This window comes from Zoogloea sp., assembly GCF_030157465.1.
Taxonomy (GTDB): Bacteria; Pseudomonadota; Gammaproteobacteria; order Burkholderiales; family Rhodocyclaceae; genus Zoogloea.
The window spans coordinates 1-11941 of sequence record NZ_JAOAUU010000044.1 but is presented as its reverse complement, the minus strand read 5'-3'; the positions used below and the strand labels follow the sequence as shown (position 1 = coordinate 11941).

Below are 11941 nucleotides of genomic sequence, written 5' to 3'. Positions count from 1 at the left end.
CTCAGGTCGCGAGCAGCACGGATTTCAGGCCGGCCGGCAGGCTGGCGGCGGTGGCAGCGTCGCACAGGAGCGCGTCCGGGCGGATCTGCAGCAGCAGCCCGGCGCCGGTGGCGGGGTCGGCCTGCACCACCCAATCCACCGGGCGCAGGGCCGCCAGCACGGCCAGCGTGCCGGCGTCGGTGGTGGAGGGCTCCAGCACCAGCACCCGCTCGGCGGCCTGGCCGGCTTTTTCGAGCCGGGCCAGCAGGGCCGCGTCGGGCAGGCCCAGCGGCCCCAGCAGCACCGCAACGCGCTCGCCGGCGGCGCGGGCGCGCTGGCAGGCGGCGCTTGCCGCGTCGGCGGCCAGCAGGCCGTGGGCGAGCGGGGCGTGGGTGTTCATCGCGGCGTAGAGTTCGTCGGGGCTGGCGGTGGCGGTGCCCAGCTTGCCGACCACCACGCCGGCGGCGAGGTTGGCCAGCGCGGTGGCTTCGCGCAGGTCGAGGCCGGCGGCAATGCCACAGCCGAGGGCCGCCGAAACGGTGTCGCCGGCGCCGGTCACGTCGAAGACTTCGAGCGCGCGGGTGGGCTGGTGGTGGGCGGGCTGGCCCTTTTGCAGCAGGGTGACGCCGGCTTCGCCGCGGGTGACCAGCAGCGCTTCGAGATCAAGCTCGGCGCGCAGGGCCTCGCCCTTGGCCACCAGCGTGGCTTCGTCCGGGCAGGGGCCGACCACGGCTTCGAATTCGGAGAGGTTGGGCTTGACGATGGTGGCGCCGCGGTAGCGCGAAAAATCCGAGCCCTTCGGGTCGACGACCACAGGGATGCCCTTTTTGCGGGCGGCGGCGATCAGCGCCTGCACGTCGGAGAGGGTGCCCTTGGCGTAGTCGGAGAGCACCAGCACGTTCACGCCGTCGAGGTGCCCGGCCAGCGCCGCGCTGATGCTGGCCGCGTGGCGGGGGTCGAAACGTTCTTCGAAATCGAGGCGGATCAGTTGCTGGTGGCGGGAGATGACGCGCAGCTTGGTGATCGTGGGGGCGTCCGGCAGGCGGGTGAAGGCGCACTCGACGCCCCGGGCGGCGAGGCTTTCTTCGAGCAGGCGGCCGGCCTCGTCGTCGCCCACCAGGCCGATGACCCGCGCCCTGGCGCCCAGCGAGGCGGCGTTGAGCGCCACGTTGCCGGCGCCGCCGGCGCGCACTTCATCGTTTCTCACCTGCACCACCGGCACCGGCGCCTCGGGCGAAATGCGCGCTGTCGCGCCATGCCAGTAACGGTCGAGCATCACGTCGCCGCACACGAGCACGCGGCAGGCGGAAAAATCCGGCAGGGAAAAATGCATGGTGGTACGGATCGTACGCCGCAGCGTGGCGCGCCGATGGAAGCAAAGGCCGGATTATCGCACCAAGGGGGGAGGGGCGGGAGAGGACCGCTCGGCCCGATCAGCCGCGGCCCAGCATTCCGTGTTCGCGAATGAACGCGATGATCATTTCAAGGCCGTCGCCGGTCTTGAGGTTGCTGAAGACGAAGGGCCGCTGGCCACGCTGGGCGCGGGCGTCGTGGGCCATGACATCCAGCGAGGCGCCCACCATGGGGGCAAGGTCGATCTTGTTGATGATCAGCAGATCCGACTTGGTGATGCCGGGGCCGCCCTTGCGCGGAATCTTCTCGCCGGCGGCAACGTCGATCACGTACAGGGTGAGATCGGAGAGTTCGGGCGAGAAGGTGGCCGCCAGGTTGTCGCCGCCGGATTCGACGAGGATCAGTTCGAGACCGGGAAAGGCGCGCTGCAGGCGGTCGATGGCTTCGAGGTTGATCGAGGCGTCTTCGCGGATGGCGGTGTGCGGGCAGCCGCCGGTTTCGACGCCGATGATGCGCTCCGGGGCCAGGGCCGAGTGATTGACGAGGAATTTCGCGTCCTCGGCGGTGTAGATGTCGTTGGTGACGACGGCCATGTCGATCTCGCCGCGCAGGGCCTGGCACAGGGCCAGGGTGAGGGCGGTTTTGCCGGATCCGACGGGGCCGCCGATGCCGACGCGCAGTGCTTGCTGGGTCATGGTTTTACGATCTGAAAAGACGTGAATACTGGGTTTCGTGACGGGCGCAGGCGATCGCGAAGGCCGGGGCGAGGTTGGACCACGCGGCCTCCGGTCGCACCCGCGCGTCGGCGGCAATGGCGGGAATCCGGCTGCCCAGCCCGGCCAGCAGGCGCTGGCCCGAGGCCTGGCCGAGTGGCACGGCCTTGAGCGCGGCCATGACCTGGTTTTCGGCCCACGACCACAAATAGGCCGTGAGCGCGGCGTCAGTGGGGATGCCCCACTGTGCGGCAACGCCGCTCCAGGCTACCGGAAAGGCCACTTCCGGCAGGGTTTCGATCTGTTCGGCAACACAGGCCAGGCGCTCGTCGCGCAGGTCGCGAATCAGGCGGCGCAGCGAAAAGCCCATCTGCACGGTTTCGGCGCGCAGCTCAAAGGATTCGCGGCTGGCCAGGAATTCGGCATTGAGGCGGCGGATTTCGGGGTGCTTGCCGGCCGTCCAGGCCTCCATCAGGGCCGCCACCAGCGGTGCTTCGTAGCGGCCGATGCCGTGTCCGAGCAGATCGGCAATCCAGCGGCCGGCGCTGGCTTCGTCGCGGATCACGCCGGATTCGACGGCCCATTCGAGGCCCTGCGAATAGGTGTAGGCGCCCACCGGCAGGGCCGGGCTGGCCAGTTGAAGCAGGCGGACGAGTTGCAGGCTGGCAGGGGGCGTCACGGTCAGCGCGGCTTGAATTCGTGGATCCTGGGAATGGAGCGGTGGGGGCCGTGACCGGGGTCGTGCAGGTCATCGTCGTCAGCGTGTCGGTGGCCACCGCCGTAGGCGCCGGATTCCGGCTGGAAGGGCGCCAGGGTTTCGCTCGCGGCACAGCCCAGCCCGCGCACCATTTCGGCCAGCACGTGGTCGGTCTGAAAAAGCAGGCGGCCGCCGCCGGGCTCGGGAATGATCTGCACCGGCACGTGGCGGTTGCCCAGGTGGTAGGCCGCGCGGGCGAACAGCAGCGGGCTGTCGGCACGGGCTTCGATGAGTTTTTCGGGCGCCGCGACGACCTCGACCACGGCGCTGCCATCTTCTGAAATCAGCCGGTCACCGCCCTGGAGGTGCTCGCCCCGCTCCAGAAAGATGCCGGCCTCCGCGCCGGACGCCAGCTTGACGCGCAGGCGGCTGCGCTTGCGGGAATCGTAGGTGAGCGCCACCGTATCGGTGGCGGGCTGCCGGGTGCGTTGGGTCAGGATCAGCATGGGCGGGGTCAGAACAGGAAGTAGCGCTGCGCCAGTGGCAGTTCGGTGGCGGGCTCGCAGCTCAGCAGTTCGCCGTCGGCGCGCACCACGTAGGTTTCGGGGTCGACGTCGATGACGGGCGTGGCGCCGTTGTGAACCATGTCGGATTTTTGCAGCTGGCGGGTGCCGGAGACGGCAATCAGCGGTTTTTGCAGTCCGAGGGCGGCAATCGCCGGATTATCCAGCGCCGCCTGTGACACGAAGGTGACCGAGGTTTTGAGCGCCTTGCCGAAGCTGCCGAACATCGGGCGGTAATGCACCGGCTGCGGTGTCGGGATCGAGGCGTTCGGGTCGCCCATGGCGGCGGCGGCGATCATGCCGCCTTTCAGGATCAGGCTCGGCTTGGCGCCGAAGAAAGCCGGTTTCCAGAGCACCAGGTCGGCCAGCTTGCCGACTTCGATGGAACCGACCGTGTGGGCGATGCCGTGGGTGAGCGCCGGGTTGATGGTGTATTTGGCGATGTAGCGCTTGACCCGGAAGTTGTCGTTGCGCGGGTTATCTTCCTTAAGTGGCCCGCGTTGCAGCTTCATTTTGTGGGCGGCCTGCCAGGTGCGGATGATTACTTCGCCGACGCGGCCCATGGCCTGCGAATCGGACGACATCATCGAGAAGGCGCCGATGTCGTGGAGGATGTCTTCGGCGGCGATGGTTTCGCGGCGGATGCGCGACTCGGCAAAGGCGATGTCCTCGGCGATGGCCGGGTCGAGGTGGTGGCACACCATCAGCATGTCGAGATGCTCGTCGATGGTGTTGACCGTGTAGGGCATGGTCGGGTTGGTGGAGCTGGGCAGGACGAAGGGCAGCCCGGCCGCCTTGATGATGTCCGGCGCGTGGCCGCCGCCGGCGCCTTCGGTGTGAAAGGTGTGGATGGTGCGGCCCTTGAAGGCGGCGATGGTCGCCTCGACAAAGCCCGATTCGTTGAGCGTGTCGGAGTGGATGGCCACCTGCACGTCCATGGCGTCGGCCACCGACAGGCAGCAGTCGATGGCGGCCGGGGTGGTGCCCCAGTCTTCGTGCAGCTTGAGACCGATGACGCCGGCCTCGACCTGCTCGACGAGGGCTTCCGGCAGGCTGGCGTTGCCCTTGCCGAGAAAGCCGAGGTTCATCGGAAAGGCCTCGGCGGCTTCGAGCATGCGGTGAATGTGCCATGGCCCCGGCGTGCAGGTGGTGGCAAAAGTGCCGGTGGCAGGGCCGGTGCCGCCGCCGATCATGGTGGTGACGCCCGAGTCGAGCGCCTCCTCGATCTGCTGCGGGCAGATGAAATGGATGTGGCTGTCGATGCCGCCGGCGGTGACGATCATGCCTTCGCCGGCGATCACCTCGGTGCCGGGGCCCACCACGATGGTGATACCGGGCTGGATGTCCGGGTTGCCGGCCTTGCCGATGGCGGCGATGCGGCCGTTCTTCAGGCCGATGTCGGCCTTCACGATGCCGGTCACCGCGTCGACGATCAGGGCGTTGGTGATGACGGTATCGACCACCTCGGCGGACACCCGCTGGCTCTGGCCCATGCCGTCGCGAATCACCTTGCCGCCGCCGAACTTCACTTCTTCGCCGTAGATCGTGTAGTCGTGTTCGACTTCGATGATCAGGGCGGTGTCGGCCAGGCGCAGGCGGTCGCCCTTGCCGTCGAGGTGGGTGGGGCCGAACATTTCGGCGTAGGCCTGACGGCTGATTGTGCTGGCCATTACAGCGCTCCCTGAATCAAGCCGCGAAAGCCATACACCTTGCGCTCGCCGCCCAGTGCCACCAGTTGCACGGTGCGCGTCTGGCCCGGCTCGAAGCGCACGGCGGTGCCGGCAGCGATGTCGAGGCGGTAGCCGCGGGCGGCGTCCCGGTCAAAGTCGAGCGCGGTGTTGGTTTCGAAGAAGTGATAGTGCGAGCCCACCTGGACCGGGCGGTCGCCGGTGTTGGCCACGGTGAGGGTGAGGGTTGGCCGGCCGGCGTTGAGTTCGATGTCGCCGGGCTCGGCGAGGAGTTCGCCGGGGATCATCGTCCATCCTTCCGGCGCATCAGCAGGTAGGCGACCAGGCCCGCGGCAACGATGGCCGGCAGGATGTGCTCCGCTTCGAAGAGATGGGCCAAGCCGTCGAGGACGCCATGCCCCGGGTGGGCCAGCGCGGTGGCGGGCAGGGCCGCCAGGAGCAGCAGGTGGAAACGGGTTTTCATGGACGACTCCCTGGGTCAGACGATGGGGTGATGCACGGTCACCAGCTTGGTGCCGTCGGGGAAAGTGGCTTCGACCTGGATGTCCGGAATCATTTCGGCGATTCCGTCCATCACGTCGGCGCGGGTGAGCACTTGCGTGCCGGCGTGCATCAGTTCGGCCACGCTGCGGCCGTCGCGGGCACCTTCCAGGATGGCGCAGGTGATCAGCGCCACGGCTTCCGGGTAGTTCAACTTGAGGCCGCGGGCCTTGCGCCGCTCGGCGAGCAGGCCGGCGGTGAAGATCAGCAGCTTGTCCTTCTCGCGGGGGGTGAGTTCCATGGGGTTTCCTCAGGTATTCCAGATTCGGGGCACAAGGGCCGGCCGGCCGCAGCACAGGGGGCGGAGGATGGCCCACAGCGCGGCAAACCACAGGCGCGCGGCTTCGCTGCTGGCGCCCAGGTAACGCGCCACCAGCAGGCCGGGCAAGGCGGTGACGGCGTGCCCGGCGCCATCGGCGGGCGCCACCTGGCGGCAGCGTTCGAGCAGTTCGGTGCTGTGCGTGGAGAGTTCCGGGAAGCTTGCCAGCAAGGTGCCGCAAACGGGGGCGCCGGCCCAGCCGGCGGGGCTGGCGAGCATCGGGTCGGCGCCCTGAAAGCTGCCGCGCTCGATCCAAAGGGGGCTGCCGGCGCGCTCGATGCGGTAGTGCAGGTCGACGTGGCCCGTGTCAAAGCGTTCGCCGGAGGCGGTGCGGCCAAGGCACAGGATGTCCCAGCCGATGAAGCGGCTGTCGGCGGCGAGGGACACGCGGGTGTGCATGCGCGCCCGGGCGCCGTTGAAAACGATGGTCTCCTGCGGGAGCCATTCGAGGGTGGCGCCCTCGGCCACGCTCAGCTCGATGTCCTGCGAGGCCTCGGCCCCGCCTGTGCGATACCATTTTCCGGCGCCCGGCGTGGTGAGCTGGGCATGGGCGCTGGCGCCAACAGTGGCGCGGATCTTCAGGTGATCGCCCCCCGCGATGCCAGAGGGCGGGTGCAGCAGGATGGCCTGGCACACCGGGCTGCCTTCCGGGTAAAGCGCCTTTTGCACCCGCAGCGGGCCAAAATGCCGGTTCTCCACGAGCGCGGTGCGTTCACCGTCGCGGGCGAAGCCCAGGTGCAGCTCGGCATGCCAGGCAGGCGAAGTGAGCGGAGGGCGGAAGTTCATGGGGCGGATTGTGGCCCAAGGCGATGGGCCGTGAAATACGCAATACTGCGCACGCGCCACATTTTCATGGAGTCGAAGCATGTACCCGGAAGCCTCTCCCGCGTTCCGTGAGCCGTCGCCGGCTGTGCGGCCATGAACTACCTCGCTCATGCCTTTCTGGCCGGGCCGGTGGCGGCGGATCGCGTCGGCGGGGTCGTGGGTGACTTCGTAAAGGGCTGGCTCGACCCCCTGCCTGCCGGTCTGGACGCGGCGCTGGCCGCTGGCGTGATGCTGCACCGGCGCATCGACAGCTACGCGGACACCCACCCGGCCTTTCGCCGCAGCCGGGCGCGGGTGAGCCCGGAGCGGCGCCGGGTGAGCGGCATCATGGTGGACATGTTCTACGATCATTTTCTGGCGCGGCACTGGTCCCGTTTCAGCGACCAGCCGCTCACGCACTTCACCGCCGACACGTACCGGCTGATCGCGGCCCATCCCGCGCCGCTGCCGCCCGCCTTCGGGCCGGTGTTCGAGCGCATGTCCGGCCATGACTGGCTGGCGAGCTACCGCGACGCCGAAATGCTTGCGCTGGCCCTGGATCGCATGGCCGAATTCCGCCTGCGCCGGCCTAATCCGCTGGCTGGCTCCGGGGCGGAACTGCTACGCGAATACGCCGGCCTGGAGGCCGATTTTCTGGCGTTTTTGCCGGACGCGCTGGCGTTTGCCGACGCCGTGAGGCGGGCGCGGGATGCGGGGGCGAGATGCGGGCACGCCGGGCCGCAAGGTTTGATTTCAAGCAAAAAAGGAAGATTCGTGACGCAAGACAACCCGATCTGGAAAATGCGCTTCGAGGGCCTCAAGCGCTACGCCCACGCCAACCAGTGGGGCCGGGAATCCGTCCGGCAATGGGCCGAGGAAGGCCTCATGGACGACGCGCCGGACGTGGTGGCGCTGCTCGAGCAATGGCCGCTGCGCTACAAGGATCTGGAACCCGGCGCCTGGCCCGCCGCGCTGCTGCCCGAGAACCCGGGCTGAGCGCGCGGCTGGCGCGTCACACCGCCAGCGCCTCCCGCACGCCGTCCCGGGGCATGCTTTCGCCCTTGCCGCGCATGATGAATTCGCCGCGTTCCATCAGCAGGTACTGGTCGGCCAGGGATTCGGCGAAGTCGTAGTACTGCTCGACCAGCAGGATCGCCATTTCGCCGGTTGCGGCCAGCATGCGGATGGCGCGCTCGATGTCCTTGATGATCGAGGGCTGGATGCCTTCGGTCGGCTCGTCGAGGATCAGCAGGCGCGGCCCCATGGCCAGGGCGCGGCCGATGGCGAGCTGTTGCTGCTGGCCACCGGAAAGATCACCGCCGCGGCGGTGCATCATCTGCTTGAGCACCGGAAACATCTCGAAGATGCGGCTCGGAATCGGCGTGCTGCCGGGCAGGGTGGCGAGGCCCATCAGCAGGTTTTCCTCCACCGTGAGGCGCGGAAAGATCTCGCGCCCCTGGGGCACGTAGCCGATGCCGGCCTTCACGCGCTCGTGGGGCGCCAGGTGGGTGATGTCGCGGCCGTCCAGGTGCATGGCGCCGGATTTGGTTTTGACCAGCCCCATCAGCGATTTGAGCAGCGTGGTCTTGCCCACGCCGTTGCGGCCGAGGAGCGTGGTGACCTTGCCGAGTTCCAGCTCGAACGACAGGCCGCGCAGGATGTGGCTGCCGCCGTAGTACTGGTTGAGGTTTTCAACTTTAAGCATGTTCAGCGCCCCAGATAGACTTCGATGACCCGCGGGTCGTTTTGCACCGTGGCGAGATTGCCCTCGGCCAGCACCGATCCTTCATGCAGCACCGTGACCTTGCCGCCGAGTTTCTCGATGAAGGCCATGTCGTGTTCGACCACCACCAGCGAATGCTTGCCGGCCAGCGACACGAAGAGTTCGGCGGTGCGCATGGTTTCGTCGTCGGTCATGCCGGCGACGGGTTCGTCGAGGAGCAGCAGCTTGGGTTCCTGCATCAGCAGCATGCCGATTTCCAGCCACTGTTTTTGCCCGTGGGAGAGCAGCCCGGCCGGGCGGTCGGCCTCCTTGTCGAGGCGGATCAGGCGCAGGGTTTCGGCGATGCGGTCGCGCTCGTCGGCGGCCAGCCAGGCGAGCAGGCTTTTCCACACGCGCTTGTCGGTCTTCATGGCCAGTTCGAGGTTTTCGAACACGCTGTGGTTTTCGAAGATGGTCGGTTTCTGAAACTTGCGGCCGATGCCGGCGTGGGCGATCTCGGGTTCGGTGAGGCGGGTGAGATCCATCGTCTGGCCGAAGAAGGCCGAGCCCGAGTCGGGCCGCGTCTTGCCGGTGATGACGTCCATCATGGTGGTCTTGCCGGCGCCGTTGGGGCCGATGATGCAGCGCAGCTCGCCGGCGTCGATGGTCAGGTTGAGCTTGTTGAGGGCGCGAAAGCCGTCGAAGCTCACGGTGATGTCATCGAGATACAGCGCGACGCCGTGGGAGAGGTCGAGTTCGCCGGTGACCAGGTGGCCCATCTGGTCGGCGCCGTCGCTGCCTGAAGGGCGGTCGTCGAGGAGGGCTTCGGCGGTGGTGTTGAGCGCGTTCATGCGGCGACTCCTTTCTTGAGCATCAGTTTCTTCCACAGGCCGACGAGGCCCTGGGGCAGCATCAGCGTGACGACGATGAACAACAGGCCGAGGAAGAACAGCCAGTATTCGGGAAAGCTCACCGTGAACCAGCTCTTGGCCAGGTTGACCACGAAGGCGCCGATGACCGGCCCGATCAGCGTGGCGCGGCCGCCTACCGCCACCCAGATGGCGATTTCGATGGAGTTGGCGGGTGACATTTCAGAGGGGTTGATGATGCCCACCTGCGGCACGTAGAGCGCCCCGGCAATGCCGCACAGCACGGCCGACACCACCCAGATGAAGAGCTTGTACCAGAGCGGGTTGTAGCCGATGAACATCATCCGGGATTCGGAATCGCGGATGGCCGTGAGCACCCGGCCAAACTTTGACGTGACCAGCCAGCGCGAAAACACCAGCGTCGCCGCAAGCATGATCGCGGTCAGGCCGAACAGCACCAGCCGGGTTTGCGGCGAGGTGATGCTGTGTTCGAGCACCAACCTGAAGTCGGTGAAGCCGTTGTTGCCGCCAAAGCCGGTTTCGTTGCGGAAGAACAGCAGCATGGCGGCGTAGGTGAGGGCCTGGGTGATGATCGAGAAATACACGCCCTTGATCCGCGAGCGGAAGGCGAAGTAGCCGAACACGAAGGCCACCAGCGCCGGCACCACGACCACCAGCAGGATCACCCACACAAAGCTGTCGCTGCCCAGCCAGAACCACGGCAGCTCCTTCCAGTCGAGGAAGATCATGAACGCCGGCAGCGCGCCGGCATCGCTGCCGGCCTGGCGCATCAGGTACATGCCGAAGGCGTAGCCGCCGAGCGCGAAGAACAGCCCGTGGCCCAGCGACAGGATGCCGCCGTAGCCCCAGATCAGGTCCATTGCCACGGCCACCAGCGCGTAGCACATGATCTTGCCGATCAGCGTGATGGCGTAGGCCGACATGTGAAAGGCGCTGTCTTCCGGCACGGCCAGGTTGAGCACCGGCACCAGGATCAGCGCGAGGGCAAGGAAGATGCCCAGCGCCAGCCAGCCTTTGCTGTCCAGCGAGGACAGCACGCGAAGGGTGAGGGGTTTGCGCATGATGTCCGGCCCTTACTCGACGAAGCGGCCCTTGAGGGCAAAGATGCCCTGCGGACGCTTCTGGATGAAGATGATGATGCACACGAGGATGGTGATCTTGGCGATCACCGCACCGGCCCAGCCCTCCAGCAGCTTGCTGAAGATGCCCAGGCCCAGCGCCGCCCACACGGCCCCGGCGAGCTGGCCGACGCCGCCCACCACGACCACCATGAACGAATCGACGATGTAGCCCTGGCCCATGTCCGGCCCCACGTTGGAGATTTGCGACAGCGCCACCCCGCCCAGCCCGGCAATGCCGGCGCCCAGCGCAAAGGCCATGGTGTCGATGCGCGCGGTGGGCACGCCCACGCAGCCGGCCATCGCCCGGTTTTGCGTCACGGCGCGCACGAACATGCCGAGCCGCGTCTTGTTCATCAGCACCCACACCAGCAGCAGCACGAACAGCGCAAAGCCGACGATGATGATGCGGTTCCAGGGCAGCACCAGGTTGGGCAGCAGCTCGATGCCGCCGGACATCCAGCCCGGGTTGGCCACTTCCACGTTTTGTGCGCCGAACAGCACCCGGGCGCCCTGGATCAGCACCAGCGACAGGCCCCAGGTGGCGAGCAGGGTTTCCAGCGTGCGGCCGTAGAGCCAGCGGATCACCGTGCGCTCCATCACCACGCCCACCAGCGCCGCGGTGAAGAAGGCCACCGGAATCGCGGCGGGCAGATACCAGTCGACGTAGTCCGGCAGATAGGCCCGGAACAGGCTTTGCATGCCGTAGGCCGAATAGGCGCCCACCATCAGCAGCTCGCCGTGGGCCATGTTGATCACGCCCATCACGCCGTAGGTGATGGCCAGCCCCAGCGCGGCCAGCAGCAGGATGCTGCCCAGCGACAGGCCCGAGAACACCCGCCCGAGGTTTTCGGCAATGGCGAGGCGGCCGTCGATGGCCTTGATGGCGGCCACGGCGGCAAAGCGCACTTTCTCGTCGCTCTCGGCGGTCTTGTCGGTGAGCGGCTGCAGCATGCTTTTCACGGTGGGCGAGCTGGTTTCGGCCAGCGCATTGACGGCCGCCAGACGCACCGCCGGGTCGGCACTGCCGAGGCTGGCCTGGGCGTGGGCCAGCACGAGCAGCGCCTTGATGTCGGCATCAGCCTCCTTCTCCAGGGCCCGGGCCAGCAGCGGGGCCATGTCGGCGCCCACCTTGTTCTGCAGCTTTTGCGCAGACGCCAGGCGCACGGCGCGGTCGGCGTCGAACAGGCTGAGGGCCGCCAGCGCGTTGGCCAGCTCGCCGCGGATGCGGTTGTTCACCGTGACGGCTTCGGGGGTGGCCGGCGTTGCGATCGCTGCGCCGCTGGCGGCGTCGAAGGCCGTGTCGCCTTCGAGGATCACGGCCTTGTCGCCGGCCAGATAAAGGCTGTCGTCGGCCATGGCCTTGAGAATGCGGGCCGCGTCGGGGTCGGCCGCCTGCGCAAGCTGGCGGATCGCGGCGACCTTGTCGCTGGAATCCTCAGCCGCCAGCTGGCGGACCAGGGCGGCATCCGGGGTGGCCTGGGACAGACTGGCCCACAGGCAGAGAACGAGGGGAATGATAAGAAGAACTGAGATATTCACCCAGCAGTGGGCGCGATAAATCCGGGATTTAGT

The 11941-nt window shown here is 67.5% G+C and carries 14 protein-coding genes; 1 reads left to right on the top strand and 13 read right to left on the bottom strand.

Annotated features, from left to right (window positions below):
- Position 1: 1 nt before the first annotated feature.
- From rfaE1 to Q1W26_RS04855, 9 genes are all read right to left on the bottom strand, one after another.
- Positions 2-1312, bottom strand: a complete 1311-nt coding sequence (rfaE1, locus tag Q1W26_RS04895; RefSeq protein ID WP_366143638.1) for a D-glycero-beta-D-manno-heptose-7-phosphate kinase — start codon at positions 1310-1312, stop codon at positions 2-4.
- A 100-nt stretch (positions 1313-1412) separates the two neighbouring features.
- Positions 1413-2027, bottom strand: coding sequence for an urease accessory protein UreG (ureG, locus tag Q1W26_RS04890; protein WP_300436605.1), 615 nt, complete (start codon positions 2025-2027; stop codon positions 1413-1415).
- A gap of 4 nt (positions 2028-2031) precedes the next feature.
- A complete protein-coding gene (locus Q1W26_RS04885; protein WP_300436602.1) occupies positions 2032-2724 on the bottom strand; it encodes an urease accessory protein UreF in 693 nt (230 codons plus the stop codon).
- A 2-nt stretch (positions 2725-2726) separates the two neighbouring features.
- Complete coding sequence (ureE, locus tag Q1W26_RS04880; protein ID WP_300436600.1) at positions 2727-3248, bottom strand: urease accessory protein UreE; 522 nt, start codon at positions 3246-3248, stop codon at positions 2727-2729.
- Positions 3249-3256: 8 nt separating this feature from the next.
- Positions 3257-4975 (bottom strand): urease subunit alpha, encoded by a 1719-nt coding sequence (ureC, locus tag Q1W26_RS04875; RefSeq protein ID WP_300436597.1) that lies wholly within the window; start codon positions 4973-4975, stop codon positions 3257-3259.
- A complete protein-coding gene (locus Q1W26_RS04870) occupies positions 4975-5280 on the bottom strand; it encodes an urease subunit beta (protein WP_300436594.1) in 306 nt (101 codons plus the stop codon). Before Q1W26_RS04870 ends, ureC begins: the two co-directional genes overlap by 1 nt.
- Positions 5277-5456: a hypothetical protein gene (locus Q1W26_RS04865; protein ID WP_300436592.1), complete on the bottom strand. Its 180-nt coding sequence runs from the start codon at positions 5454-5456 to the stop codon at positions 5277-5279. The genes Q1W26_RS04870 and Q1W26_RS04865 overlap by 4 nt, the downstream gene beginning before the upstream one ends.
- 15 nt (positions 5457-5471) lie before the next feature.
- Positions 5472-5774, bottom strand: coding sequence for an urease subunit gamma (locus tag Q1W26_RS04860; protein WP_300436590.1), 303 nt, complete (start codon positions 5772-5774; stop codon positions 5472-5474).
- A gap of 9 nt (positions 5775-5783) precedes the next feature.
- Complete coding sequence (locus Q1W26_RS04855) at positions 5784-6638, bottom strand: urease accessory protein UreD (protein ID WP_300436588.1); 855 nt, start codon at positions 6636-6638, stop codon at positions 5784-5786.
- A gap of 132 nt (positions 6639-6770) precedes the next feature.
- Here Q1W26_RS04855 and Q1W26_RS04850 point away from each other — a divergent pair, with 132 nt between their 5' ends.
- Positions 6771-7652 carry an ACP phosphodiesterase gene (locus Q1W26_RS04850; RefSeq protein ID WP_300436586.1) on the top strand — a complete coding sequence of 294 codons (882 nt, stop codon included), beginning with the start codon at positions 6771-6773 and terminating at the stop codon, positions 7650-7652.
- Between the two features lie 16 nt (positions 7653-7668).
- On the opposite strand, the gene urtE is transcribed toward Q1W26_RS04850, so the two are convergent.
- The 4 genes from urtE to urtB all read right to left on the bottom strand — a co-directional run bounded on the left by urtE (position 7669) and on the right by urtB (position 11908).
- On the bottom strand, positions 7669-8361 hold the full coding sequence (urtE, locus tag Q1W26_RS04845; protein ID WP_300436584.1) for an urea ABC transporter ATP-binding subunit UrtE: 693 nt from the start codon (positions 8359-8361) through the stop codon (positions 7669-7671).
- Positions 8362-8363: 2 nt separating this feature from the next.
- A complete protein-coding gene (urtD, locus tag Q1W26_RS04840; protein ID WP_300436752.1) occupies positions 8364-9137 on the bottom strand; it encodes an urea ABC transporter ATP-binding protein UrtD in 774 nt (257 codons plus the stop codon).
- A 68-nt stretch (positions 9138-9205) separates the two neighbouring features.
- The gene (gene urtC / locus Q1W26_RS04835) at positions 9206-10309 is read right to left on the bottom strand and encodes an urea ABC transporter permease subunit UrtC (RefSeq protein ID WP_300436582.1); all 1104 of its coding nucleotides are present in this window, start codon (positions 10307-10309) and stop codon (positions 9206-9208) included.
- A gap of 12 nt (positions 10310-10321) precedes the next feature.
- On the bottom strand, positions 10322-11908 hold the full coding sequence (gene urtB / locus Q1W26_RS04830) for an urea ABC transporter permease subunit UrtB (protein WP_300436746.1): 1587 nt from the start codon (positions 11906-11908) through the stop codon (positions 10322-10324).
- Positions 11909-11941: the final 33 nt, after the last annotated feature.

Excerpts from the sequence above, each read along its gene's own strand:
- rfaE1 (WP_366143638.1), bottom strand. The coding sequence starts at position 1,312 with ATGCATTTTTCCCTGCCGGATTTTTCCGCCTGCCGCGTGCTCGTGTGC.
- ureG (WP_300436605.1), bottom strand. The coding sequence starts at position 2,027 with ATGACCCAGCAAGCACTGCGCGTCGGCATCGGCGGCCCCGTCGGATCC.
- ureE (WP_300436600.1), bottom strand. The coding sequence starts at position 3,248 with ATGCTGATCCTGACCCAACGCACCCGGCAGCCCGCCACCGATACGGTG.
- ureC (WP_300436597.1), bottom strand. The coding sequence starts at position 4,975 with ATGGCCAGCACAATCAGCCGTCAGGCCTACGCCGAAATGTTCGGCCCC.
- Q1W26_RS04870 (WP_300436594.1), bottom strand. The coding sequence starts at position 5,280 with ATGATCCCCGGCGAACTCCTCGCCGAGCCCGGCGACATCGAACTCAAC.
- Q1W26_RS04865 (WP_300436592.1), bottom strand. The coding sequence starts at position 5,456 with ATGAAAACCCGTTTCCACCTGCTGCTCCTGGCGGCCCTGCCCGCCACC.
- Q1W26_RS04860 (WP_300436590.1), bottom strand. The coding sequence starts at position 5,774 with ATGGAACTCACCCCCCGCGAGAAGGACAAGCTGCTGATCTTCACCGCC.
- Q1W26_RS04855 (WP_300436588.1), bottom strand. The coding sequence starts at position 6,638 with ATGAACTTCCGCCCTCCGCTCACTTCGCCTGCCTGGCATGCCGAGCTG.
- Q1W26_RS04850 (WP_300436586.1), top strand. The coding sequence starts at position 6,771 with ATGAACTACCTCGCTCATGCCTTTCTGGCCGGGCCGGTGGCGGCGGAT.
- urtE (WP_300436584.1), bottom strand. The coding sequence starts at position 8,361 with ATGCTTAAAGTTGAAAACCTCAACCAGTACTACGGCGGCAGCCACATC.
- urtD (WP_300436752.1), bottom strand. The coding sequence starts at position 9,137 with ATGGGCCACCTGGTCACCGGCGAACTCGACCTCTCCCACGGCGTCGCG.
- urtC (WP_300436582.1), bottom strand. The coding sequence starts at position 10,309 with ATGCGCAAACCCCTCACCCTTCGCGTGCTGTCCTCGCTGGACAGCAAA.